23 protein-coding genes are annotated in these 22,921 nt (G+C 75.9%); 14 read left to right on the top strand and 9 right to left on the bottom strand.

Annotation, left to right across the window (positions count from 1 at the left end; all coding sequences use genetic code 11):
* Nucleotides 1-10 precede the first annotated feature (10 nt).
* From rpe to hisG, 7 genes are read left to right on the top strand one after another with little or no spacing between them, the layout of a single operon-like run.
* Complete coding sequence (rpe, locus tag TEK04_RS03865; protein ID WP_336402997.1) at nt 11-688, top strand: ribulose-phosphate 3-epimerase; 678 nt, start codon at nt 11-13, stop codon at nt 686-688.
* Nucleotides 685-1,746: a bifunctional diaminohydroxyphosphoribosylaminopyrimidine deaminase/5-amino-6-(5-phosphoribosylamino)uracil reductase RibD gene (gene ribD / locus TEK04_RS03860; protein WP_336402996.1), complete on the top strand. Its 1,062-nt coding sequence runs from the start codon at nt 685-687 to the stop codon at nt 1,744-1,746. The genes rpe and ribD overlap by 4 nt, the downstream gene beginning before the upstream one ends.
* Nucleotides 1,746-2,354, top strand: coding sequence for a riboflavin synthase (locus TEK04_RS03855; protein WP_336402995.1), 609 nt, complete (start codon nt 1,746-1,748; stop codon nt 2,352-2,354). The genes ribD and TEK04_RS03855 overlap by 1 nt, the downstream gene beginning before the upstream one ends.
* On the top strand, nt 2,351-3,640 hold the full coding sequence (locus TEK04_RS03850; RefSeq protein WP_336402994.1) for a bifunctional 3,4-dihydroxy-2-butanone-4-phosphate synthase/GTP cyclohydrolase II: 1,290 nt from the start codon (nt 2,351-2,353) through the stop codon (nt 3,638-3,640). Before TEK04_RS03855 ends, TEK04_RS03850 begins: the two co-directional genes overlap by 4 nt.
* A 22-nt stretch (nt 3,641-3,662) precedes the next feature.
* Nucleotides 3,663-4,166, top strand: coding sequence for a 6,7-dimethyl-8-ribityllumazine synthase (ribH, locus tag TEK04_RS03845; protein WP_336402993.1), 504 nt, complete (start codon nt 3,663-3,665; stop codon nt 4,164-4,166).
* The gene (locus TEK04_RS03840) at nt 4,163-4,429 is read left to right on the top strand and encodes a phosphoribosyl-ATP diphosphatase (RefSeq protein ID WP_336402992.1); all 267 of its coding nucleotides are present in this window, start codon (nt 4,163-4,165) and stop codon (nt 4,427-4,429) included. Before ribH ends, TEK04_RS03840 begins: the two co-directional genes overlap by 4 nt.
* A 10-nt stretch (nt 4,430-4,439) precedes the next feature.
* Nucleotides 4,440-5,321, top strand: coding sequence for an ATP phosphoribosyltransferase (hisG, locus tag TEK04_RS03835; protein ID WP_336402991.1), 882 nt, complete (start codon nt 4,440-4,442; stop codon nt 5,319-5,321).
* Nucleotides 5,322-5,376: 55 nt separating this feature from the next.
* Here the strand turns inward: hisG and TEK04_RS03830 are convergent, their stop codons facing one another.
* Nucleotides 5,377-6,363, bottom strand: a complete 987-nt coding sequence (locus tag TEK04_RS03830; protein WP_336402990.1) for an oxamate carbamoyltransferase subunit AllH family protein — start codon at nt 6,361-6,363, stop codon at nt 5,377-5,379.
* A 228-nt stretch (nt 6,364-6,591) separates the two neighbouring features.
* On the opposite strand from TEK04_RS03830, the gene TEK04_RS03825 reads away from it, so the two are divergent.
* A complete protein-coding gene (locus tag TEK04_RS03825; RefSeq protein WP_336402989.1) occupies nt 6,592-8,514 on the top strand; it encodes a helix-turn-helix domain-containing protein in 1,923 nt (640 codons plus the stop codon).
* 32 nt (nt 8,515-8,546) lie between these two features.
* Here the strand turns inward: TEK04_RS03825 and TEK04_RS03820 are convergent, their stop codons facing one another.
* Nucleotides 8,547-9,242, bottom strand: coding sequence for a (2Fe-2S)-binding protein (locus TEK04_RS03820; protein ID WP_336402988.1), 696 nt, complete (start codon nt 9,240-9,242; stop codon nt 8,547-8,549).
* 49 nt (nt 9,243-9,291) lie between these two features.
* Here TEK04_RS03820 and TEK04_RS03815 point away from each other — a divergent pair, with 49 nt between their 5' ends.
* Nucleotides 9,292-10,497 (top strand): amidohydrolase family protein, encoded by a 1,206-nt coding sequence (locus TEK04_RS03815; protein WP_336402987.1) that lies wholly within the window; start codon nt 9,292-9,294, stop codon nt 10,495-10,497.
* Here the strand turns inward: TEK04_RS03815 and TEK04_RS03810 are convergent.
* Complete coding sequence (locus tag TEK04_RS03810) at nt 10,488-11,327, bottom strand: DUF998 domain-containing protein (RefSeq protein ID WP_336402986.1); 840 nt, start codon at nt 11,325-11,327, stop codon at nt 10,488-10,490. The genes TEK04_RS03815 and TEK04_RS03810 overlap by 10 nt on opposite strands.
* A 38-nt stretch (nt 11,328-11,365) precedes the next feature.
* On the opposite strand from TEK04_RS03810, the gene TEK04_RS03805 reads away from it, so the two are divergent.
* Nucleotides 11,366-11,749, top strand: coding sequence for a GntR family transcriptional regulator (locus tag TEK04_RS03805; RefSeq protein WP_336402985.1), 384 nt, complete (start codon nt 11,366-11,368; stop codon nt 11,747-11,749).
* Entirely contained in the window at nt 11,746-12,078 is a 333-nt protein-coding gene (locus TEK04_RS03800) for a YnfA family protein (RefSeq protein WP_336402984.1), read from the top strand. Before TEK04_RS03805 ends, TEK04_RS03800 begins: the two co-directional genes overlap by 4 nt.
* On the opposite strand, the gene TEK04_RS03795 is transcribed toward TEK04_RS03800, so the two are convergent.
* The gene (locus TEK04_RS03795) at nt 12,053-12,436 is read right to left on the bottom strand and encodes a hypothetical protein (protein ID WP_336402983.1); all 384 of its coding nucleotides are present in this window, start codon (nt 12,434-12,436) and stop codon (nt 12,053-12,055) included. The genes TEK04_RS03800 and TEK04_RS03795 overlap by 26 nt on opposite strands.
* A gap of 23 nt (nt 12,437-12,459) precedes the next feature.
* Nucleotides 12,460-13,413, bottom strand: coding sequence for a WcbI family polysaccharide biosynthesis putative acetyltransferase (locus TEK04_RS03790; RefSeq protein WP_336402982.1), 954 nt, complete (start codon nt 13,411-13,413; stop codon nt 12,460-12,462).
* 79 nt (nt 13,414-13,492) lie between these two features.
* Between TEK04_RS03790 and TEK04_RS03785 the strand changes: the two genes are divergently transcribed.
* Nucleotides 13,493-14,719: an MFS transporter gene (locus TEK04_RS03785; RefSeq protein WP_336402981.1), complete on the top strand. Its 1,227-nt coding sequence runs from the start codon at nt 13,493-13,495 to the stop codon at nt 14,717-14,719.
* Between the two features lie 12 nt (nt 14,720-14,731).
* Here TEK04_RS03785 and TEK04_RS03780 read toward each other — a convergent pair whose 3' ends face one another.
* Genes TEK04_RS03780 through hrpB form a run of 4 tightly spaced genes read right to left on the bottom strand, consistent with a single transcriptional unit; the run spans nt 14,732 to nt 20,065 of the window.
* Entirely contained in the window at nt 14,732-14,899 is a 168-nt protein-coding gene (locus TEK04_RS03780; protein ID WP_336402980.1) for a hypothetical protein, read from the bottom strand.
* Nucleotides 14,896-16,749 carry a 4-alpha-glucanotransferase gene (gene malQ / locus TEK04_RS03775; RefSeq protein ID WP_432277312.1) on the bottom strand — a complete coding sequence of 618 codons (1,854 nt, stop codon included), beginning with the start codon at nt 16,747-16,749 and terminating at the stop codon, nt 14,896-14,898. The genes TEK04_RS03780 and malQ overlap by 4 nt, the downstream gene beginning before the upstream one ends.
* Nucleotides 16,750-16,783: 34 nt before the next feature.
* Nucleotides 16,784-17,608 carry an HpcH/HpaI aldolase/citrate lyase family protein gene (locus tag TEK04_RS03770; RefSeq protein WP_336402978.1) on the bottom strand — a complete coding sequence of 275 codons (825 nt, stop codon included), beginning with the start codon at nt 17,606-17,608 and terminating at the stop codon, nt 16,784-16,786.
* 48 nt (nt 17,609-17,656) lie between these two features.
* The gene (gene hrpB / locus TEK04_RS03765) at nt 17,657-20,065 is read right to left on the bottom strand and encodes an ATP-dependent helicase HrpB (protein WP_336402977.1); all 2,409 of its coding nucleotides are present in this window, start codon (nt 20,063-20,065) and stop codon (nt 17,657-17,659) included.
* A gap of 114 nt (nt 20,066-20,179) precedes the next feature.
* Here hrpB and TEK04_RS03760 point away from each other — a divergent pair, with 114 nt between their 5' ends.
* Nucleotides 20,180-21,229 carry a TIGR03885 family FMN-dependent LLM class oxidoreductase gene (locus TEK04_RS03760; RefSeq protein ID WP_336402976.1) on the top strand — a complete coding sequence of 350 codons (1,050 nt, stop codon included), beginning with the start codon at nt 20,180-20,182 and terminating at the stop codon, nt 21,227-21,229.
* Nucleotides 21,226-22,896, top strand: a complete 1,671-nt coding sequence (locus tag TEK04_RS03755) for an alpha-amylase family protein (RefSeq protein WP_336402975.1) — start codon at nt 21,226-21,228, stop codon at nt 22,894-22,896. Before TEK04_RS03760 ends, TEK04_RS03755 begins: the two co-directional genes overlap by 4 nt.
* The last annotated feature ends 25 nt before the right edge of the window (nt 22,897-22,921 follow it).

Below are 22,921 nucleotides of genomic sequence, written 5' to 3'. Positions count from 1 at the left end.
GGATCACCGGGTGCCCCGCCGCCCGATGATCGCGCCCAGCCTGCTGTCCGCCGACTTCGCCCGGCTGGCGGAGGAGACCGCGCGCATCGCCGACGCCGACTGGGTGCACGTCGACGTGATGGACGCCCACTTCGTGCCCAACCTGACCCTCGGCGAGCCCGTGGTGAAGGCCATCCAGGCCGTCAGCCCGGTACCGCTGGACTGCCACCTGATGATCACCGACCCCGAGCGGTGGGCGCCGGCCTACGCCGAGCTGGGCGCGCACAACGTCACCGTGCACGCCGAGGCCTGCACGGGCGACCCCCGCGACCTGGCGAAGGACCTCCGCGCCGCCGGGGCCAAGGCCGGGCTCGCGATCAAGCCGGGCACGCCGCTCGAGCAGTACGTCGAGGTGCTGCGCGACTTTGACACCCTGCTGGTGATGAGCGTCGAGCCCGGTTTCGGCGGCCAGTCGTTCATGCCCGAGGTGCTGGACAAGGTGCGCGAGGCCCGCCGCCTGGTCGACACCGGGCACCTCGAGCTGCTGGTGGAGATCGACGGCGGCATCAACGCCGACACCATCGAGGCCGCCGCCGAGGCCGGGGTGGACATGTTCGTCGCCGGCTCCGCGGTCTACGGCGCCGATGACCCCTCCGCGGCGATCGCCTCCTTGCGCGCGCAGGCCGCCCGCGCGTTCCCCGCCGCGTGATCGACCCGGTCGAACGGGCCGCGATGGCCCGGGCGCGGGAGCTCGGCTGGTCGGCGCTGGGCCGTACCAGCCCCAACCCGGCGGTCGGCGCCGTCGTGCTCGACACCGCCGGCCGGGTCGTCGGCGAGGGCGCGACGCAGCCCCCTGGCGGCGCGCACGCCGAGGTGGTCGCTCTGGCGCAGGCGGGCGAGCGTGCCCGCGGCGGCACCGCCGTCGTCACCCTCGAGCCGTGCGACCACACCGGCCGCACCGGGCCGTGCAGCGAGGCGCTGCTGGCGGCGAGCGTCACCCGCGTCGTCGTCGCCGTCCCCGAGCCCACCGGGCTGGCCGCCGGCGGTGCCGAGCGGTTGCGGGCGGCGGGCGTCGACGTCGTCCTCGGCGCGGAGCGGGCCGAGGCCGCCGAGGGCGCGCTGGCGCCCTGGCTGCTCGGCGTCCGCGACCACCGGCCCCAGGTCGTGTGGAAGGTCGCCACCACCCTCGACGGACGGGTCGCGGCCACGGACGGCACCAGCCGCTGGATCACCGGCCCGGACGCCCGCGCCGAGGTGCACCGGCTGCGCGCCACCTGCGACGCCGTCCTCGTGGGGTCGGGCACCGTGCTCGTCGACGACCCCCAGCTCACCGTCCGCGACGCCACCGGAGCCGACGCCGACCGGCAGCCGCTGCGCGTGGTGCTGGACCGCCGCGGCCGGGTGCCGGCGACCGCCCGGGTGCGGGACGGCGCGGCCCCCACCCACCTGTCGAGCGCCGCGGGCCCGGCCGCGCTGCTGGCCGAGCTGTTCGACCGCGACGTCCGCCGGGTGCTGCTGGAGGGCGGGCCGACCCTGGCCGCGGCGTTCCTGACCGCGGGCCTGGTCGACGAGGTCGTCGTGCACCTGGCCCCCCAGCTGCTGGGCGCCGGCCCGTCGCTGGTGGGCGACCTGGGAATCAGCACGATGGCTGCGGCGCTGCAGCTCACACCCCTGGACGTCACCCCGCTGGGGAGGGACGTGCAGCTCCGCTTCCGTCCCACCCGGCACACTGGTGGCGCACCGCAACCCGAGGAGACGACCAGCTGATGTTCACCGGCATCGTGGAGGAGGTCGGCACCCTCGTCGTCCGCGACGACCAGGGCGACTCCGCCCGCCTGCAGCTGCGCGGCAGCACGACCCTGGAGGGGGTCGCCCTGGGCGACTCCATCGCGGTCAACGGCGTGTGCCTGACCGTCACCGCCGTCGAGGGCGGCGTGTGGAGCACCGACGTCATGGCCGAGACGCTGCGCCGCAGCAGCCTGGGGGCGCTGACCACCGGCGACCCGGTCAACCTCGAGCGCGCGGTCACCGCCGGCACCCGGCTGGGCGGGCACATCGTGCAGGGCCACGTCGACGGCGTCGGCACCGTCGTGTCGGTGACGCCGTCCGAGCACTGGACCGTGGTGCGCGTCGGCCTGCCCGAGGGCATCGCCCGCTACGTCGTGGAGAAGGGCTCGATCACCGTCGACGGCGTCTCCCTCACCGTGAGCGCCTGCTCGGCGGCCGACGACCCGCAGCCGTGGCTCGAGGTCTCCCTCATCCCCACCACGCTGCGCGAGACCACCCTGGGCACCCGCGCGGCCGGTGACCCGGTCAACCTGGAGGTGGACGTCATCGCCAAGTACGTCGAACGTCTGCTGGGGGCACGCTCGTGAGCGGGCAGCGGCTGGACTCCATCGAGGACGCGATCGCGGCGGTCAAATCCGGCCGGCCGGTCGTGGTCATCGACGACGAGGACCGCGAGAACGAGGGCGACCTCATCTTCGCCGCCGAGCTGGCGACGCCGGAGCTGGTGGCCTTCATGGTCCGCTACACCTCGGGCTACATCTGCGTCGCCGTCACCGAGGAGGACGCCGACCGGCTCGACCTGCCGCCGATGTTCCGGGTCAACCAGGACCGCCGCGGCACGGCCTACACGGTCACCGTCGACGCCCGCGAGGGCATCGGCACCGGCATCTCGGCCACCGACCGGGCGCACACCATCCGGCTGCTGGCCGCCGCCGACACCTCGAGCGCCGACCTCTCCCGCCCGGGCCACGTCGTCCCGCTGCGGGCCCGCGACGGCGGCGTCCTGCGCCGGCCCGGCCACACCGAGGCCGCCGTCGACCTCGCGGTGCTCGCCGGGCTGCGGCCCTCGGGCGTGCTGTGCGAGCTGGTCAGCGAGAAGGACCCGATCGGCATGGCCCGCACCGACGAGCTGCGGGTGTTCGCCGACGAGCACGACCTCGTGATGTGCTCGATCGCCGACCTCATCGCCTACCGCAAGCGCTTCGACAAGCTGGTCGAGCGGGTCGCCGAGGCCCAGGTGCCGCTGCCGCCGGGCCTGTTCACCGCGGTGGGCTACTCCAGCTCCTACGACGACCGGGAGCACGTGGCGTTCGTCTACGGCGACATCGGCGACGGCGAGGACGTCCTGGTGCGGGTGCACTCCGAGTGCCTCACCGGCGACGTCTTCGGCTCCCTGCGGTGCGACTGCGGGCCGCAGCTGAACGCGGCGCTGGCCGCGGTCGCGCAGGAGGGGCGCGGGGTGGTGCTGTACATCCGCGGCCACGAGGGCCGCGGCATCGGCCTGCTGCACAAGCTGCAGGCCTACCAGCTGCAGGACGCCGGGGTCGACACCGTCGACGCCAACCTCGACCTCGGCCTGCCCGCCGATGCCCGCGACTACGGCACCGGCGCGCAGATCCTGGTCGACCTCGGGGTGCGCTCCATGCGGTTGCTGACCAACAACCCGGCCAAGCGGGCCGGGCTGGAGGGCTACGGTCTGCGCATCACCGGCCGGGTGGGCCTGCCCACCCACGTGACGCCGGAGAACATCGGCTACCTGCGGACCAAGCGCGACCGCATGGGCCACATCCTCGACATCGTCGACCCGGGCGAGGACGTCCCGGTGCCGGTCGGCACGAGCACACCGATCCGGGTACCCGAGCAGGACCAGTGAGCAGCACACACGGGAGGCAGTCATGAGCGGCAGCGGGGCACCGGGCGCGCAGAAGGTCGACGCGACGGGGGTGCGGCTGGGCATCGTCGCGGCCCGCTGGCACCACGTCATCTGCGACTCCCTGCTCGACCGGGCCCTGGCCTGCGCGCGCGAGATGGGGGTCGTCGACCCCACCGTGGTGCGGGTCAGCGGGGCGCTGGAGCTGCCCGTGGTGGCGCAGGCGCTGGCCGCCGACCACGACGCCGTCGTGGCCCTCGGCGTCGTCATCCGCGGCGGCACGCCGCACTTCGAGTACGTCTGCGACGCCTTCACCGCCGGCCTCACCCGGGTGTCCCTGGACACCGGCGTGCCCATCGGCAACGGCGTCCTCACCACCGAGGGCGAGGGCCAGGCCCGCGACCGGGCCGGCCTGGAGGACTCCGCCGAGGACAAGGGCTGGGAGGCCACCGTCGCCGCCCTGGACACCGCGGTGACCCTGCGCGGGCTGCGCAACCCCAAGTCCGACATCGGGTTCGGTCTCGGGTGAGCACCACCTTCGACGAGCTGTTCGCCCAGCTGCAGGCCAAGGTCGCCGCCGGTGACCCGGCCTCGGGCACCGTCGCGGCGGTGCAGGCCGGGGTGCACACGGTGGGCAAGAAGCTGGTCGAGGAGGCGGCCGAGAGCTGGATGGCCGCCGAGCACGAGGGCCCCGACCGCGCCGCCGAGGAGATCAGCCAGCTCCTCTACTGGACCCAAGCCCTCATGCTCGCCAAGGGGCTGAGCCTGGAGGACGTGTACACCCACCTATGACCACCAACCCATGACCAGGAGCAACCCCGTGCTGCGCGTCGCCGTCCCCAACAAGGGCGTCCTCTCCGAGCCGGCCGCCGAGATGCTCTCCGAGAGCGGTTACCGGCAGCGGCGCAGCACGAAGGACCTCGCGGTGTACGACCCCGACTCCGACACCGAGTTCTTCTACCTGCGACCCCGCGACATCGCCGTCTACGTGGCCGCCGGCACCCTCGACGTCGGCATCACCGGCCGCGACATGCTGCAGGAGACCACCCCGCCGGAGACCGAGTCGCCGGCCGAGGAGGTCATGGCGCTCGGCTTCGGCCGGTCCTCCTTCCGGTTCGCCAGCCCCACCGGGTCGGGCATCGAGTCCGTCGCCGACCTGGCCGGCACCCGCATCGCCACCGCCTACCCGGTGCTGCTGGAGAAGTTCCTCACCGAGTCTGGGATCGACGCCGCCGTGGTCAAGCTCGACGGCGCCGTCGAGACCGCCTGCCGGCTGGGCGTCGCCGACGCGGTGTGCGACGTCGTGGAGACCGGGACGACGCTGCGCCAGGCGGGCCTGCACGTCATCGGCGACCCCGTGCTCACCAGCGAGGCCATCCTGGTGCGCCGCGCCGGCGCGGAGGAGAACCCGGCGGTGGCCCAGCTGCAGCGCCGCCTGCGCGGGGTCCTGGTCGCCCGGCAGTACGTGATGCTCGACTACGACTGCCCCGACGACCTGCTGGAGAAGGCCACCGCCATCACCCCCGGCCTGGAGGGCCCGACGGTGAGCCGGCTGCAGACACCGGGCTGGTCGGCGGTGCGGGCGATGGTGCCGCAGACCGACACCAACCGGCTGATGGACGAGCTGTGGGAGCTCGGCGCCCGCGCCATCCTGGTGACGTCGATCCACGCCTGCCGCATCTGACGCCGGGGCCCGGTGCCGCGACCGGTCGGGCCGGGCCGACCACCCGCACCCGCGGTCAGCGGGTGCGGGTGGTCCGCTCGGCGAGGTCGATCGCGGTGCACAACCCCAGGGTCATCGCGCGACCGCTGGTCGACCCGGTGGCCAGCAGGGTGGCCAGGGCGGCGTCGAGGTCGCCCTGGCCCACCAGGGCCCGGACGACGGCGGCGAACTCGCCGCTGACCCGGCCGGCGGCGGCGTGCTTGAGCAGCGCCCGCGACAGTTCGGTTGTGCGCCCCGCGGCCAGGGCGTGCACCCCGGCCCCGAACCGCTCGGCGGCGGGGTGCCCCAGCAGGACCAGCCCGGCCACGCAGCCGGCCAGCACGTCGTCCCCGGCCGGGGTGAGCCCGGGCCCCAGCCCCACCAGCCGGGTGGCGGTGCGCAGCGCGGCGTCGAGGTCGGCCCGGCGCACGGCCCCGCGGAGCGCGGCCAGCGGGCCGCTGGGCCCCCCGGGGAAGCCGGGGAGGGTGAACGAGCTGTGCGGGCCGTCGCCGTAGAGCACCGTGCGCAGCGTGCGGACGCCCTCGGGCAGGAGCGCGGGCCGGGTCCCGGGCAGCCGGGGCCGGGGGTCCCACCAGGCCGCGGCCGACACGCTGAGGTCGCCGACGGACACCCGGCCACCACCGACCGTGCCCGGGGCGCCGGAGGGCACCGAGACGAGGGGGCGACCGTTGGCCGGGCGGGACAGCACCAGCCCCAGTGGCAGCCGGGCGGCGTCGGCGGTGAGCACGCCCACGACGTCGACGCCCTGCGGGGTGGGCACGGCCAGGTAGACCGCGGCGGGCACCGACAGCAGCACGGTGGCCGGCCGGGCGGGGCCGCGCAGGAGCTCGGCGACACCGGTGCTGGCCGCCGCGGGGACGGCCGGCCCGGCCGGGGTGCCGTGCGCGAGCCGGCGTGCGCTGCGCTGGGCGGCCCGGGCGGGGTCGGGTGGCAGCGGGATGGTGGGCACCCCCAGGCGGGCGGCACGGCCCTGGACGGCGGGCTGCGGTTCGGCGGTGCGCATGTGTTCCTCCCGAGGTGCCGGCGGTCGTCCCCTGGACCGCCGTCCCCCGGTACCGTGCGGAGCGGTACCGGGCGCACCCCGAACCTATGCGGCGCGTCGGGGGCCTCCGTATGGCGTATGTAGCCAAGAATGGTGAGCAGCGCCCGGGTGACTCTGACAGAATCCGTGTCGAAGGTCGGGGGATCGAACGACGTGGGGGACGACACGGTGACTGAGCGCGATGTTCCGGTGACCCAGATTGCGGACGGTGGCCGGACGGCTCCGCTGCGTCAGCTCGCGCCGAGGTCGGAGCCGGCCCTGTCGCGGGTCGCCCCGACCGAGCGCACCGCCCTCGAGGACAGCATGGGGCTGTCGGTCACCCAGCTGCTGGCGCTCACCGACGGCACCCTCGTCGCGGGTTCGGCGGGTGCCGGTCGCCTGGTCCGGCAGGTGGTCGTGGACGACCCGGCCGACCCCCTCGCCGGCGCGGGCCCCGACGTCCTCGTCGTGCTCGGCGCCCGGCTGCCGCCGGCCGACCCCGCGCAGTGCCGCGCGCTCATCGAGCGGCTCACCGCGCTGGGCACCGCCGCGCTGGCCTACCGGGACTCCGACGGGCCGCCCGCCGTCCCGGCCGAGGTGCGCTACGAGGCCGACCGGCGCGGGTTCCCGGTCGTCGCCCTGCCGCGCTCCTCGCGGTTGGACCTGGTGGTGGCCGAGGTGTTCGGCGCGATCGTCGCCAAGCAGGCGCAGGCGCTGAGCCTGGCCGACCGCATGCACAACCAGTTCATCGACGTCGCGCTCACCGGTGGCGGGCTGACCGAGGTCACCGCGCAGGCGGCCACCTTCCTCGACGGGGCCGCCGTGCTGGGCCTGGGCCCCGACCGCGAGATCGCCACCAGCGCCGGCCCGCCCGACGACGTGGCCGAGGTGCGCGACTGGTTGTGGCTGCTCGACGCCGCCGCCGACGACGCCTGGTCCGACCTCCCCACCGCCCGGCGCCTGTCCGAGAGCCGGGCCGACCAGGCGATCGTCACCCCGGCCGACGTCCTGGCCGACGCCGACCTGTCCCCGGCCGACGGCATCCTGCTCGTCCCGGGCCACCACGAGCTGCCCGGTGGCGTCGGGGAGTACGCCGTGGCCCCGATCATGGCCGGCGACCAGCGGCACGGGTGGCTGGTCGCGGTCAACCGGCACGGCCCCATGCGGGTGGGCGCCGGCGCCGTCCTCGAGCGCGGCGCGGTCATCGCCGCGCTGTCGGAGATCCGCCACCAGGCCGTGCACTCGGTCGAGCTGCGCTTCCAGGGCGACATGGTGCGTCGGCTGGTCAGCGGCACCGTCGGGCACACCGAGCGGGCCCTGGCCTACACGCGTTCCTTCGGGTGGCGCCTCGACGGGCCGGTCGTCGTCCTGGTCACCGCCACCGAGACGGTGGCCGACGCCGCCGCCGACCCCACGCGGGCCCTCGACGTCCTGGACCGGCTGGCCGACGGCTGGCGGGCCGCGATCGACGGCGAGGTGGCCGGGGCGGCGGTCGCCGGTCTGGCCACCGAGATCGTCACCGTGCTGCCGCTGGACGGACGCACCCCCGAGGAGCTGACCTCCCTGGTCGCCGCGGTGACCGGCCGGGTGAACGCGCGGCTGCGCCGGGTGGGGCGGGTGCTGGCCACCGGCATCGGCCGTCCCGCGGCGGTGCTGTCCGGGCTGGGGGAGGCCCACCAGCAGGCCCAGCGCGCGCTGCAGGTCGGGCAGGAGATCCACGGCGAGGCCACCGTCACGCACTTCGACCAGCTGGGGGTGTTCCGGCTGCTGTCGCTGATCCCGGACTCGACCGAGCTGCGCTCCTACGTCGACGAGGTGCTCGGCCCGCTGGCCGATGCCGCCGACCCCGACTCCGCCGACCTGCGCGACACGTTGCGGGTGCTGCTGGAGACCAACCTGAACGTGGCGGAGTCGGCTCGGCGGCTGCACTTCCACTACAACACGATGCGCTACCGCATCGGCAAGCTCGAGCGGATGCTCGGGCCCTTCACCTCCGACCCGACGCTGCGGCTGAACCTGCTGCTGGCGCTGCACGCGGCCCGCATGCGCGGGCTGGACCAGGCGCACCGTCCCCCGGTGGAGGCCACGGGCCTGTCCTTCCTCGACGACGGGCTGGAGGCCCTGGCCCACTGAGCCCGGGCCGCCGTCCACGGTGCGCGGGGCGGTCAGGCGGGTGCGCCGACCAGCACGCAGTCGGCGCACGGCACCGCGGCGGGCAGCCGGTGCAGCATGCAGCACGACCGGCGCGCGAAGCTGCCGTCGGGCCGCCAGCCGCCGGTGCCCACCAGCGGTCCGTGCGCGAGCAGGGCGTCGAGCACGGCACGCGCCGGTGCGGCCAGGTCGGGCCGCGCACCCGCGACCACGACGGCGGTCCCGTGCAGCGCGGACACGACGTTGCCGGTGAGCGCCCGCCGGGACACCGACCGGGCGGCCACCGCGTCGCTCCACGGACCGACCAGCGGCACCAGCCAGTGCTCGACCAGGGCCGCGGCGACCTCGCCCGGTACCGCGACGTCGACCCCCCGCACCCCCGACCAGGTCATCGGCACGGGGTTGCTGCCGACCGGCTGCAGCAGCACCGACCCGGGGACGGGCAGCACCGCGGCCACCAGGGCGGCGGCGAGGGCGGGGGAGAGCACCCGGGCGACCACCCCGAGGTGCACCAGCGAGTGCACCTCGCGGCGGCCGGCGGCGGGTCCCAGGACGGCGGCGACCGCGGCGGTGCGGGCGTCGAGCAGCCGGTCGCCGTCGCGGAGGTCGACCGCTCCGGGCCCGGGGTCGGCGTCCACCGCGCAGAAGGGGCCCAGGGCTGCTGCTCGCCGGAGCGCGGTCCGTGCCGGCGCCGCGTCGCTGCTGCCCACGGGGGCAGCCTGCCACGGGCCCGTCACACGGGTCCGGTAGAAGGGCGGCATGAGCGACCTCCTGGTGACCGGTGCCCGCCTGCGCGACGGCCGCGTCGTCGACGTCCACGTGCGCGGTGGCCGGGTCGCCGCGCTCGCCCCGGTCGGTAAGCTGGCCCGCCCCGCGGACCTCCCGGTGGTCGACGCCGACGGTGGGCTGGTCACCGAGCCGTGCGTCGATGCCCACCTGCACCTGGACAAGGTGCGCACGCTGCCCCTGGCCGGTGAGGCCGCGCTGACCGCCTACACCGCCGGGGGCATGGCCGAGTCGGCCGCGAGCATCGACCTGGCCAGCGCGGTCAAGGCGCACTGGTCGGTGGACCTGCTGCTGCCGGGCGTGCGCGAGGTGCTGGCGCTGGGTGTCGAGCACGGGGTGCTGCACGTGCAGGCCTTCGTGGACGTCGACTCCGCGGCCGGGCTGGTCGGGATGGAGGCGGTGCTGGCCGCCCGCGAGGAGTTCGCCGGCGTCGTCGACGTCTCCGTCGTCGCCTTCCCGCAGGACGGCGTGCTGCGCGACCCCGGCACCGCCGACCTCGTGACGGCCGCGCTCGACCTCGGGGCCGACGTGGTCGGCGGCATCCCGTGGATCGAGGACGGCGAGGCCGACCAGCGGGCGCACGTGCAGTGGGCCTGCGCGCTGGCCGCCCGGCGTGGTCTCCGGGTCGCGATGCTCACCGACGACAGCCCGGACCCGGGGTACCGCACCACCGGGATGCTCGCCGAGGCGATGGTCGAGCACGGCCTCGTCGGGCGCGGGGTGGCCTGCCACGCCCGGGCGCTGGGCAGCTACGACGACGACGCGCTCGCCACCGTGGTCGCCCAGGCGCACGCGGCCGGGCTGGGCCTGGTCAGCGACCCGCACACCGGCGGTCGCGCCCTGCCGGTGCGCCGGCTGGTGGCCGAGGGCCTGGCCGTCGCGCTCGGCCAGGACGACGTCGAGGACGCCTACTACCCCTTCGGTCGGCACGACCTGCTCGAGGTGGCCTTCCTCGCCGCGCACCTGCTGGAGATGCGGTCAGCGGCCGACCTGGAGACCCTCGTCGACCTGGTGACGACCTCGGCGGCCCGGGTGCTCGGGCTCACCGACTTCGGCCTGCGGGTGGGTGGCCCCGGCGACCTGCTGGTGCACGACGCCACCCGCACGGTCGACCTGCTGGCCCGGCACGCCGCGCCCCGCGCCGTGGTGCGGGCCGGCCGGGTGGTCGCTCAGCGCTGACGCGGGGTGCGCCAGGCGGCCTCCTCGTCGAAGGGCTCGTCCTCGTCGTCGGCGGGCCCGGAGCCGGCCGCCTGCCTGCGGGCGTGCGCCTCCAGGGCCTCGTCGCGCTCCCGGGCGCGGTCGAACGCCTCGGCCTTCTCCAGCTCGCGCCGCTGCCGCCTCGTGAGGGGTGCACCCTCCCCCGCGGGGAGGACGACCTGCCAGTCGTCGCGCTGGCGGACCAGCAGGACGGCGGCCACGGTCAGCCCGATCGGCAGGACGTAGCCGCCCACCCGCTCCATCCCCCCGTAGCCCAGCAACTGCGTGACGCCGGTGCCGAAGAAGATCGTGCCGATGACCCCGAGGAGCCCCAGCAGCGCGAGCACCGTGCCCACCGCCTCCGACCGCGGCCGGACGCCGTAGGCCAGCGCGATCAGCCCCAGGCCGCTGCCCAGCAGGTAGAGGACCGCGCCGATGGTGTGCGTGGCCCCGCCGGCGTCGGAGGGGAACAGCCCGACCAGCAGCGCCCCGGCCCCGGCCGCGGTGAGCAGCACGAGCGACAGCCGACCGCCCAGCCCGACCAGGGCGGGGTGCAGCAGCACCGCACCACCCACGACCAGCACGGCCTGGGCGACGAACGAGGCGTTCATCAGCCCGGCGGCGGGGGACAGGTCGGTGCCCAGGTCGCTGATCGCCTGGTCGATGCGGCTGTACCCGCCGAACCGGGCCACCGCGACCGCCTCGACGACGAAGAACTGCAGTGTGAGCACCCACAGCGCCGCCCCGGCCAGGTAACGGGTGCGGCTGAGGGAGGTGCCGGGGGTGTCGTCGGGGTCGGTCACGGTGTCCACGAGGACCCATGGTCCCAGCCGGGAGCAGACTGGCGCCCATGAGTGCTGACCTGGCGGGGCTGGTCTCCGTCGAGCCCGGCAACGGCACCCCGCCCTACGAGCAGCTGCGGGCGCGGCTGGCCGACCTCGTGCACACCGGTGAGCTCGTCGAGGGCGACCGGCTGCCCACCGTGCGGGCGTTCGCCCAGCAGCTCGGCGTGGCCCCGGGCACCGTGGCCCGCGCCTACACCGAGCTGGAGGCCGACGAGCTGGTCGAGGGCCGCGGGCGGGCGGGCACGGTGGTGACCGGCGGGTCGGGTGACCCGACCCGGGCCCGGCTGCGTGCGGCGGCCAACCGGCTGGTGGCCGCGGCCCGCGCCGACGGGGTGGACGACGACACCGTGCTGGCGGTCGTGCACGCCGCGCTCACGGACACCCGGTGACGGCCCGCTCGGTCGCCCTGTTCGTGCTGGCGGCGGTGCTGGAGATCGGGGGCGCCTGGCTGGTCTGGCAGGGCGTGCGCGAGCAGCGGGGCTGGCTGTGGGTGGGGGCCGGGGTGGTGGCCCTGGGCCTGTACGGGTTCGCCGCGGCGCTGCAGCCCTCGGCGGAGTTCGGTCGGGTGCTGGCCGCCTACGGCGGGGTGTTCATCGCCGGGTCGTTGCTGTGGGGCGCGGTCGCCGACGGGTTCCGACCCGATCGTTGGGACGTGGCCGGGGCGCTGGTCTGCCTGGTCGGCGTCGCACTGATCATGTACGCCCCGCGCTCGGGGTGAGCGCACGCACGGCCGCCCACTGGGCCGGCGAGAGCCACGAGGGGTTGCTGCCGGCGGGCATCCGCAGCACCTCAGCGCGCTGCGCGACGGGGTCGGCGAGCAGCGCGCCGCGCGGCACCGGGTCGGTGAGCCGGGTCCACCGGACGAGGACCTCGGGCCCGGCCGGGTGGGTGCCGGCCACCGTGCCGACCGCGTGCACCCCCGGCGCCACCCGACCGCTGCACCACAGCAGCACCGGGTCACCGGGCGACACCAGGTCCACCCGGTAGGACTGCCGCACGCACCGCACCATCCCGACGGCGTCCCCGGGCCGCCAGCCCGGGGCGAGCTCGTCGGGCAGCACCGCCGACTTCAGCACCCAGCAACCCACGTCGGCGCGGGTCAGCACCCCAGTGCCGCGAGCCGGTCGGCGTAGCGGTCGACGGCACGCCGGGCCACGTCCGGGCGCTGCGCGTAGAGCCCGAGCTGCGCGCCGGCGACCTCCGCCCAGGGCACCTCGCGGCCGCCCAGCACCCACCGCGGCCGGGCCAGGGCGGGGTCCAGGTCGAGCGCGGCGAGGACGGCGGCGTCGAGCGGCGCCTTGGCGCTGCCCAGCATCTGGTGGTCGGGCACGGCCGGCTCCCCGTCCCACCCCAGCACGGCCAGCGCGCCGGCGCCGACCGCGCGCAGGGTGTCGTTGGCGGGGTGGTTGACCGTCCACATCGCCTCGGCGCCGCCGGCGACCACCGCGTCGGTGGTGTCGACGTCCAGGGCGGCGTTGCGCCGTCGCAGCTCGGCCTGCGACCGGGCGGCCAGGTCCCGCACGGCGGCCGGGTCGGGGGTGCAGGCCAGCACCCGGTCCACGGCTCCCTCGACGTCCAGGCCGTCGACGGCGGCGCGCAGCAGCCGCAGGTCGTGGTAGTCGGTGAGCGGTGCGTCGACCCGCGCGCCGTCGGCGTCGTGGGCGTGCACCTGCCACGGGAACAGCCCCTCGTAGTAGGTGGTGGGCACCCGCACCACCTGCGCGTCGGTGGGCAGCAGCGCGACCAGCTGCTCGCTGCCGCACCCGGGCACGCGGTACTCGTCCTTGACCGGCTGGGTGACGAGCACCCCGGCGGTGGCCACCAGCTCGTGCAGCCGGTCGACCTCGCCCTCGGTCATCTCGAACACCGGGGGCAGCCGCACGAACTCCACGCCGTGCGCGGCGCCGGCCGGGGCGACCATGCGCCGGATCGACTCGGCCTGGCAGTTGCCCCAGACGAAGCCGACGGTGCCGCGCTCGACCGTGGCCGGGTCCAGCTCGTGCCAGCGGCGCAGGTGCTCGGGGACGGGGATCTCCACCTGGGCGTCGGTCATGCACCCAGCCTGGGACCTCGACGTGAGATGGGCGACCCCGGGTGGCCCCGCCGCCGGGGGCCGCTGCAAGGTGGTCGGCGTGACCGCGCCCGCCCCGCTGCCCCTCGGGCACCGGGCCGGGGAGCCGGGGCTGCGCCGGGCGTCGCTGGCGGTGTTCCTCGCGGGCCTGGCCACCTTCGCCATGCTCTACGAGCCGCAGGCGCTGCTGCCCGAGCTCACCCGGGCCTTCGACGTCGGCCCCGCGGCCTCCACCCTCTCGATCTCGGTGTCCACCGCGTCCTTGGCGGTGGGGTTGCTCGTGCTGGGCCCGCTGTCGGACCGCCGCGGCCGGGTCGGCCTGCTGCAGCTGAGCCTGGCCGCGTCGGCCGGCCTCGCGGTCGCCATCGCGCTGGCGCCGACCTGGCCGGTGCTGCTGGTCCTGCGCGGGGCGCAGGGGTTCGCCCTGGCCGGCCTCTCGGCGGTGGCGGTGGCCTACCTGCGGGAGGAGCTGCACCCCTCGGTGAGCTCGCGCGCCATCGGGTTGTTCATCGCCGGCAACGCCGTCGGCGGTCTCACCGGCCGGCTGCTGGGCGGGTTCCTCACCGACCTCGGCGGCTGGCGGATCGCCCTGGGCGGGGTGGCCGTGCTGGGGGTGGCGTGCGCGGTCGCCGTCCGGCTGCTCGCGCCGGCCCCGCGCCGGTTCGTGCCGGTCGACCGCAGCACCCCGCTGCTGCGTTCGTTGGCCAGCGCGTTCACCGACCCGGCGCTGCTGGTGCTGTACGCGGTGGCGGCGTTCCTCATGGCCGCGTTCGTGGCGGTCTACAACGCCGGCACCTTCCGGCTGGAGTCCCCGCCCTACGACCTGACCCCGGCCCTGGCCTCCCTGGTCTTCCTGGCCTACCTGCTGGGCTCGGCCAGCTCCCCGACGGCCGGGTGGTGGGCCGACCGGGCCAGCCGGCGCCTCGTGGTGCCGCTGTCGGTGCTGGTGATGGCCGGCGGGCTGGCGCTCACCCTCGCCGCTCCGCTGTGGTGCTTCGTGCTGGGGCTGTGCGTGCTCACCGTGGGCTTCTTCGCCGCGCACGCGGTGGCCAGCGGCTGGGTCGGTGCCCGCGCCGCGCTGGGGGGCCGCCCGGTCGGGCAGGCCGCGTCGCTCTACTCGTTCTGGTACTACGTCGGGTCCTCGGTCGGCGGCACCCTGGCCGGGAAGGCCTGGCAGGCCGCCGGGTGGGGCGCGGTGGTGCTGCTGGCCGGCGGGTTCGTGGCCGCGACCCTCCTGCTGACCCTCGCGCTGGGCCGGACCCGGTCCCTCGACCCGGCCCAGCGCTGAGGCCCGGACGACTCAGGCGTCGTCGGAGTCGACCAGCTCGCGCTCGTGCTGCGTGCGGGCGTCCAGGTTCTCCTGCGAGGGGTGCGGGTCCTTCGCGTGCTCGCGGCGGTCGGGCGAGACGTTCTCGGTCGGCACCATCACGTCGTCGGTGGTCGGGGTGTCGTGGTCGGGGCTGCTCATGAAGAGCCGGTCCCCGAGCGGCCCGCCGACGAAACCCCGAGGGCCCGGACGACGTCCCGCACCCCGCGGTGGCCGGCGAGGTCCTCGACCGGCACCGGGAGGGGCAACCGCCAGTTGGGCCGCGCCATCGCCCCGGGCACGTTGGGCCGCCGCTGCACGCCGAGGGCGTCGTCGAGGGTCGCCGACAGCAGCAGGCAGGGTGCGGTGGCCAGCAGCGCGTGCGCCCGCTCCACCGCCTTGCCCGGGCCCATGCGCCTGCTGGGTCCGGCCGGGGCGTCGACCAGGTGGGCCAGCAGCTGCTGCCGGTCGCGCTCGAGCTGGTCGGGCTCACCGGTGCCCAGCTCGACCTGCTCGGCGACGTCCGACCCGGTCCACAGCCCCGCGACGGTGGGCAGGTCGTGCGTGGTGATCGCGCCCATCGCGGCGGCCGGCCACTCGGCCGGGGCGTCGTCCTCGAACCACAGCAGGCGGTAGGACAGCACCCCGTGCTCGGCCATGGCCTCGCGGACGCCGTCCTCGACGGTGCCCAGGTCCTCGCCGACCACGACGGCCTGCGCGCGGTGGCTCTCCAGGGCCACGATCCCGAGGAGGTCCTCGGCGGGGTAGCGGACGTAGGCGCCCGCCGTCGGGTCACCGCCGGGGACCCACCACAGCCGGAACAGCCCCATCACGTGGTCGATGCGCAGGCCCCCGGCGCCGGCCATGGTGGCGCGGATCGACTCCACGAAGGGCGCGTAGTCCGCCGCCCGCAGCCGCCACGGCACCAGCGGCGGCGAGCCCCAGTCCTGGCCCTTGGCGTTGAACGCGTCGGGCGGGGCGCCCACGCTGACGCCCTCGGCGAGCACGTCCTGCCAGGCCCACGCGTCGGCGCCGCCGCCGGACACCCCGATCGGCAGGTCCTGGATGACCGTGAGGTCACCGGTGGCCGCGGCCAGCTGGCCGTCGAGCAGCCACTGCAGCCAGGCGTGGAAGGCCACCTGCGGCTCGTGGTCGGTCGACCAGGCCCGGACGGCGTCCGAGCGGGGGTCGCGCAGGTCGGCCGGCCAGTCGGGCCAGTTCGCCCCGTGCTCGTCGGCGATCGCGGCCCAGTTGGCCCAGTCCTGCAGCGGCTGCCCCTGGTGCCACCACCAGTCGCGGAAGCCCGCGACGTCGGGGTCGGCGTCGAAGGTGCGCTGCAGGACGGCGCGCTTGAACGCCCAGGTCGCGTCGCGGTCGACGAGCTCGGCGCCGTTGAGCTCGGCGGCGCGGGCCCGGTCGTCGTCGGTGAGCTGCACGCCGGGGACGTCGTCCAGGCGCAGGTAGACGGGGTTGCGGAACCGGCGGGTGGCCGGCAGGTAGGGGCTGTCCTCCTGCTCGGGCCCCGGTCCGACCGCGTGCAGCGGGTTGACCAGGACGAAGCCGGCCCCCTGGGACTCGGCCAGCTCGCGGACGGTGCGCAGGTCGGCCAGGTCGCCGATGCCCGCGCTGCCGCGCCCGCGCGCGGCGTAGAGCTGCACAGCCCACCCCCAGCTGCGCTCCTCGGGCAGCCAGCAGCGGCCCGGGTGCACGACGAGCAGCCGGTCACGACCGTCGGGGGTGCGCAGGCGGTGGTAGCCCAGCGGCACGTCGGCGGGCAGCTCGCCGTCGACGTCGATGCTGGTGCCGTCCTCGCACACCACGACGGCGTGGTCGACCTCGAGGGCGTCGCCGGGCACCGCGACGATCGGCGCGGTCTCCTCCAGGTCGGCGGGTGGCTCGCCGATCACCTCGCGCAGCCGGTCGATGGTCGCCCGGTCGACGGTGTGCTCGGTGTCGAGCGCGTCGAGCCAGCTGTCGTCGATGCCCCAGCGGTCTGTGCTCACGCACCCCATCCTCGGGGCTCGTGGGGCGGTGAGCACCCCGGGCTCAGGCGGGCTGGACGCCGAACGCGGTCGCCAGGTTCATGATCTTGCGGGCCCGGCCGAGGCGGGGCAGGTCGCTGCCGTCGCGGATCACCTGGCCGCGGGCGTCGAAGTCGGCGAGGAAGTCGGTGGCCCAGGCGACGTCGGAGGGGGTGGGGGAGATCACCTCGTTGATCACCGGCAGCTGGTCGGTGTCCAGGCACAGCTTGCCGGTCAGCCCGAGGGAGACGGTGACCTCGGTGGCGTCGCGCAGCACGCCGTGGCTGGAGCCGACGGTCGGGCCGTCGATCGGGCCGGGCAGGCCGCCGACCCGGCTGCCCACGACCAGGCGCGATCGCGGGTAGGCCATGGCCAGGTCGTCGGCGGCGGTGCCGGTGTCGCGGCGGTAGTCACCCGAGCCGAAGGCCAGCCGGAAGGCGCCGCGGGCCTTGGCGATGCGCACGGCCTCCTCGATGCCCAGGGCCGACTCGACCAGCGCGAGCACCCGGGTGGCCCCGCCGAGGCGGTCGAAGGTCTCGGTGACGTGCTCGGCGGCCTCGGTCTTGGCCAGCATCACCCCGGCCAGCCCGGGCAGGCCGGCCAGCGCGGCGACGTCGTCGGCCCAGAACGGGGTGGAGTGGTCGTTGATCCGCACCCAGGCCTGGCGGTCGCGCTCGACCGACAGGTACTCGACGACCGAGGCTCGGGCATCCGGCTTGGCCTTGGGGTCGACGGCGTCCTCGATGTCGAGGATGACCTGGTCGGCCCGGGAGGCCAGCTTCTCGTCGAACTCCGCGTGGTCGCGGGCGCCGTTGACCAGCAGCCAGGAGCGGGAGATGTCGGCTTCCACGTGTCGTCTCTGCACGGCCGGTCATCATCCTCGGCGACCCGGTGTGACTCAGCCCCGGGGCTTCGCGCGGCGCGTCGGCACGGCGACGGCCGGGTCCTCGGGCCAGGGGTGCCGGGGGTAGCGGCCGCGCAGCTCGCTGCGGACGGCCGGGTAGCCGGTGGTCCAGAACCCGGCCAGGTCCCCGGTGGTGGCCACGACCCGGCGGGCGGGGGACAGCAGCTCCAGCCGCAGCGGCCGGCCGGCGACCACCGGGGTGCTGCGCCACCCGAAGGCCTCCTGCACCCGCATCGAGGCGGTCGGCACCTCGGGGTCGGTGTAGTCCACCCGGTGGCCGGTGCCGCCGGGCACGACCACCTTCTCCGGGACGACGTCGTCGAGCGCGCCGGCCACCTGACACGGCACGAGCGCGCGGAGCGCGGCCACCAGGTCGAGCCGGCGCAGGTCGGCCCGGCTGCGGGCGGCCTGCACCTGCGGGGTGGCGGCGAGGGCGGCGCGCAGGGCGTCGTCGTCCACGGCCGGCCAGGGGTCCCCGAGCCCGGCGTGGGCGGCCGCCAGCCGCTGCCGCAGCGAGGTGACGGCCGGCGTCCAGCGCAGCAGGTCCAACCCCTCGGCGCGCAGGCCCTCGGCGACCGCGGCGGCGACCAGCGCCGGGTCGGGGTCGGGCAGCGGGCGCTCGGTCAGCACGACCGCACCCAGCCGCTCGACCCGGGCGGCGCGCACGTCGCCGTCGCGCCAGACCACCTCGGGGCCCTCGGCGTGCGCGCCGACCTCGAGCGCGGTGGCCCGGTCGACCGCGGCGGCCAGGCGGATGCGGGCGTCCCGCCGTCCCGGCGCCCGGTCGGCGACCGCGACGGCGAGCCACTCCGCCCCGGCCAGCGGGGACCCGGGCACGAGTTCGGCTCCGGTGCCGCCGGCCAGCAGGTAGGTCCGCTCGGTGCCCGGACGGCGGCGGGCCAGCCACCCGGGGTGGGCCAGCGCGGCGACCAGGCCGACGGCGGCGTCGTCGGGGAGCCCGGTGCGGGGCGCTGCGGGGACGGCGCGCTCCAGCCGGCGGACGTCGTCCCGCCAGGGGCCACCGGCCCGCAGCGCGGCCGCGAGGTCGTCGGTGCGCGGGGCTCCGTCGGCCGCCAGGAGGGCGACCACCTCGGCCGCCCGCCGGGAACCGACCAGCGGGGCGCCGTCGAGCAGGGCCCGGGCCAGCCGGGGGTGGATCCCGACGCCGGCCAGCCGCCGTCCGCGGTCGGTGATGCGACCGGCCCCGTCGACGGCCCCCAGGTCGCGCAGCGTCTGCCCGGCGACCTCCAGCGCGGCCGTCGGCGGCGGGTCCAGCAGCGCCAGACCCACCCCGCCGGGGGCGCCCCAGGCGGCGAGGTCGAGGGCGACCTGGGTGAGGTCGGCGGTGGCCATGGCCGGTTCCGGGGCGGCCGGTCGGCGGGCGTGCTCGGCCGCCGACCACAGGCGGTGCACCCGCCCGGGGCCCTCGCGGCCCGCGCGCCCGGCCCGCTGGGTCGCCGCGGCCTGCGACGCCGGCACGGTCACCAGCGTGCCCATGCCGCGGGACAGGTCGATCCGCGGTGTGCGGGCCAGCCCGGCGTCGACCACCACCCGGACGCCGGGAACCGTGAGGCTGGACTCGGCGACGTCGGTGGCCAGCACCACCCGCCGGCGGCCACGGGGGTGCAGGGCGGCGTCCTGCTCGGCCGCGGGGAGCCGTCCGTGCAGCGGCAGGACGTCGGCCTCGACCCCGGCCAGCCGGCGCTGCACCGCGCCGATCTCGCCCGACCCGGGCAGGAACACCAGCACGTCGTGCGGGCCCTCGGCCAGGGCCCGCCGCACGGCGTCGGCCGCGGCGTCGAGCAGCCGGGGGTCGGCGCCCGGACCGGCCGGGACCGGGTGCCACACCACCTCGACGTCGAACAGTGCGCCGGTCGCCTCGACCACGGGCGCCCCGCCCAGCAGGTCGGCCAGCCGGTCGGCCTGGGCGGTGGCCGACATGGCCAGCACCTGCAGCTCCGGGCGCAGGGCCGCCCGGACGTCGAGGGCGAAGGCCAGCGCGAGGTCGGTGTCGGTGTGCCGCTCGTGCACCTCGTCCAGGACGACGACGGCGACGCCGGGCAGCTCGGGGTCGGCCTGCAGCCGGCGCACCAGCAGCCCGGTGGTGACCACCTCCACGCGGGTGTCCGCCGAGCGTCGGGACTCCCCGCGCACGCTGTAGCCGACCCGCTGCCCCACCTCCTCGCCGAGCAGCGAAGCCATCCGCCGGGCCGCCGCCCGGGCGGCCACGCGCCGCGGCTCGGCGACCACGACGGCGCCGTTCGCGGCAAGGGCCAGCGGCACCAGCGTAGTCTTGCCGGTGCCCGGCGGGGCCACCAGGACGGCGCTGCCGTGGCTGTCGAGCGCCGCCGCCAGCTGGGGCAGCACCGACCGCACGGGCAGGTCGACGTCGTCGGGGAGCACGGCGTCCAGTGTCCGGTGCGGCGCGCTGGTCGGGTACGGCCGTCGGCGCGGATGCGGGGTCCACCAGCTGCCGCCCGGGATGCTGCCGGCTCGCACAGCCGCTACACATCTCGGGTGACCGTCATCGGGTTCCACGCCAGCCACGAGCAGATCCCACCGTCGGAGCTGCTCACCGCCGTCCAGCACGCCGAGCGGGTCGGGTTCACCGCCGCCATGTGCTCGGACCACCTCGAGCCCTGGTCGGTGCGGCAGGGCCAGTCCGGGTTCGCCTGGTCCTGGCTCGGCGCCGCGCTGGCCACGACGTCGCTGCCGTTCGGGGCGGTCAACGCGCCCGGCCAGCGCTACCACCCCGTGATCATCGCCCAGGCCGTCGCCACGCTGGCGCAGATGAACCCGGGTCGGTTCTGGGTGGCGCTGGGGTCCGGTGAGCTGATGAACGAGCACATCACCGGGCAGCAGTGGCCGCGCAAGGAGCTGCGCGACGCGCGGCTGCGCGAGTGCGTCGACGTCATCCGGGCACTGCTGGCCGGCGAGGAGGTCACCCACGACGGGCTGGTCACCGTCGACCGGGCGCGCGTCTGGTCGCTGCCGGAGGAGCAACCCGCCCTGGTCTGCCCCGCGGTCACCGTGGAGACCGCCCGTCGGGGTGCCGACTGGGCCGACGGCCTGATCACCATCAACCAGCCGCACGACCGGCTGCGGGAGCTGCTGGCCGCCTACCGGGACGCCGGCGGGCAGGGTCCGGCCACGGTGCAGGTGCACCTGTCCTGGGCGCCGGACGAGGAGGAGGCGCTGGAGATCGCGTACGACCAGTGGCGCTCGAACCTGCTGCCGCCGCCGACGTGCTGGGAGCTGGAGGGCGCGAAGAGCTTCGACCAGGTCGGGGCGCTGGTCACCCGCGAGCAGGTGGGCGAGGCAGTGCGGGTGTCGGCCGACCTCGGGCAGCACGCCGCCTGGATCGCCGAGTACGCCGAGCTGGGGTTCGACCAGGTGGTGCTGCACCACGTCGGGCAGACCCAGTCGGCGTTCCTCGACGCGTTCGGCGCGCACGTGCTGCCGCAGCTCGACGTCACCCGGCCCGGGCCCGCGGTGGCCATCGACCCGCCGGGGCCGGAGGGCGTGCGCCGTCCCGAGCAGGAGCCGCAGCCGGCGGTGCTGGCATGAGGGTCAGCGACACCGCCGACCTGTGGTGGAAGAACGCCGTCCTGTACTGCCTGGACGTCGAGACGTTCATGGACTGGGACGACGACGGCACCGGCGACTTCACCGGCCTGGTGCAGCGGCTGGACCACCTGGTGGACCTCGGCGTCACCTGCCTGTGGTTGATGCCCTTCTACCCGACCGCCGAGCGGGACGACGGCTACGACATCACCGACTTCTACGGCGTCGATCCCCGGCTGGGCACTCACGGCGACCTGGTCGAGCTGATCCGCACCGCCCACGACCGGGGGTTGCGCGTCATCGCCGACCTGGTGGTCAACCACACCTCCGACCAGCACCCGTGGTTCAAGGAGTCGCGCCGGTCCAAGGACCGCCCCAAGCGTGACTGGTACGTGTGGCGCGCCGACGCCCCGCCGGACACCAGCGACCAGGTGGTCTTCCCCGACCAGGAAGACTCGATCTGGGAGCTCGACGAGAAGACCGGCGAGTACTACCTGCACCAGTTCTACAAGACCCAGCCCGACCTGGACGTGACGAACCCACTGGTCCGCGACGAGATCGCCAAGATCGTCGGGTTCTGGACGCAGCTGGGGCTCGACGGGTTCCGGATGGACGCCGTCCCGTTCCTGCTGGACACCAATGGCGCCGAGGCCGACCGGCTGCCCGACCCCCACCAGTGGCTGCGCGACGTGCGGGCCTTCCTGGACCGGCGGACCCACGGCGGCATCCTGCTGGGCGAGGTCAACCTGCCCCATCAGCAGCAGCTGGAGTTCTTCGGCGGCGCCGACGGCGACGAGCTGACGATGCAGTTCGACTTCATCGGCATGCAGGCCACCTACCTCTCGCTGGCCCGCGCCGACGCCGGACCGTTGGCCCGGGCGCTGACCGGCCGGCCGGCCACGTCGTCGGACTCGCAGTGGGCCACCTTCGTGCGCAACCACGACGAGCTCACGCTGGACAAGCTCTCGGACGAGGAGCGGCAGGAGGTCTTCGCCGCCTTCGGGCCCGACCCGGCGATGCAGATCTACGACCGGGGCCTGATCCGCCGACTCCCGCCGATGCTGGGCGGGGACCCGCGGCGCATCCGGATGGTCTACAGCCTGCTGTTCTCGCTGCCGGGGACGCCGACGATCTTCTACGGCGAGGAGATCGGGATGGGCGAGCAGCTCGACGTCGGCAGCCGGCTCGCCGTGCGCACGCCGATGCAGTGGACGTCGGGGCCCAACGGTGGTTTCTCGCGGGTGAAGGCGTCGAAGCTGCCCGGCCCGGTGGTGACCGGTGGGTACGCGCCGGAGTTCGTCAACGTCGCCGACCAGCGCAAGGACCCCGACTCGCTGCTGGCGTTCTTCCGGCGGTTGATCGCCCGGCGCAAGGAGTGCCCGGAACTGGGCTGGGGCTCGTTCGGGGTGCTGGAGCAGCCGCACACCGCCGTGCTGGCGCACCTGTGCTCGTGGGAGGACGGCGCGCTGCTCGCGCTGCACAACCTGGGGTCCGAGCCGGCGGTCGTCCCGGTGACCCTGGACGGGTGCGGGGCCGACCACCTGCTGGCCGACCTGCTGGTGGAGGGGACGACGGCGCTCGACGAGCACGGGCGGGCCGACCTGCCGCTGGAGGGGTACGGGTACCGCTGGTTGCGGGTGGTGGCGCCGGGGACCCGGAGACTGCTGTGACGCGCGGTGGTGCGGGGAGTCGAGA

Source organism: Klenkia sesuvii (genome assembly GCF_037083825.1).
GTDB classification, from domain to species: domain Bacteria; phylum Actinomycetota; class Actinomycetes; order Mycobacteriales; family Geodermatophilaceae; genus Klenkia; species Klenkia sesuvii.
The sequence above is the reverse complement of the archived record's forward strand: the minus strand, read 5'-3'. Positions and strand labels throughout refer to the sequence as shown.

Excerpts from the sequence above, each read along its gene's own strand:
- TEK04_RS03855 (WP_336402995.1), top strand. The coding sequence starts at position 1,746 with ATGTTCACCGGCATCGTGGAGGAGGTCGGCACCCTCGTCGTCCGCGAC.
- ribH (WP_336402993.1), top strand. The coding sequence starts at position 3,663 with ATGAGCGGCAGCGGGGCACCGGGCGCGCAGAAGGTCGACGCGACGGGG.
- hisG (WP_336402991.1), top strand. The coding sequence starts at position 4,440 with ATGACCAGGAGCAACCCCGTGCTGCGCGTCGCCGTCCCCAACAAGGGC.
- TEK04_RS03830 (WP_336402990.1), bottom strand. The coding sequence starts at position 6,363 with ATGCGCACCGCCGAACCGCAGCCCGCCGTCCAGGGCCGTGCCGCCCGC.
- TEK04_RS03815 (WP_336402987.1), top strand. The coding sequence starts at position 9,292 with ATGAGCGACCTCCTGGTGACCGGTGCCCGCCTGCGCGACGGCCGCGTC.
- TEK04_RS03805 (WP_336402985.1), top strand. The coding sequence starts at position 11,366 with ATGAGTGCTGACCTGGCGGGGCTGGTCTCCGTCGAGCCCGGCAACGGC.
- TEK04_RS03790 (WP_336402982.1), bottom strand. The coding sequence starts at position 13,413 with ATGACCGACGCCCAGGTGGAGATCCCCGTCCCCGAGCACCTGCGCCGC.
- TEK04_RS03780 (WP_336402980.1), bottom strand. The coding sequence starts at position 14,899 with ATGAGCAGCCCCGACCACGACACCCCGACCACCGACGACGTGATGGTG.
- malQ (WP_432277312.1), bottom strand. The coding sequence starts at position 16,749 with ATGGGGTGCGTGAGCACAGACCGCTGGGGCATCGACGACAGCTGGCTC.
- TEK04_RS03755 (WP_336402975.1), top strand. The coding sequence starts at position 21,226 with ATGAGGGTCAGCGACACCGCCGACCTGTGGTGGAAGAACGCCGTCCTG.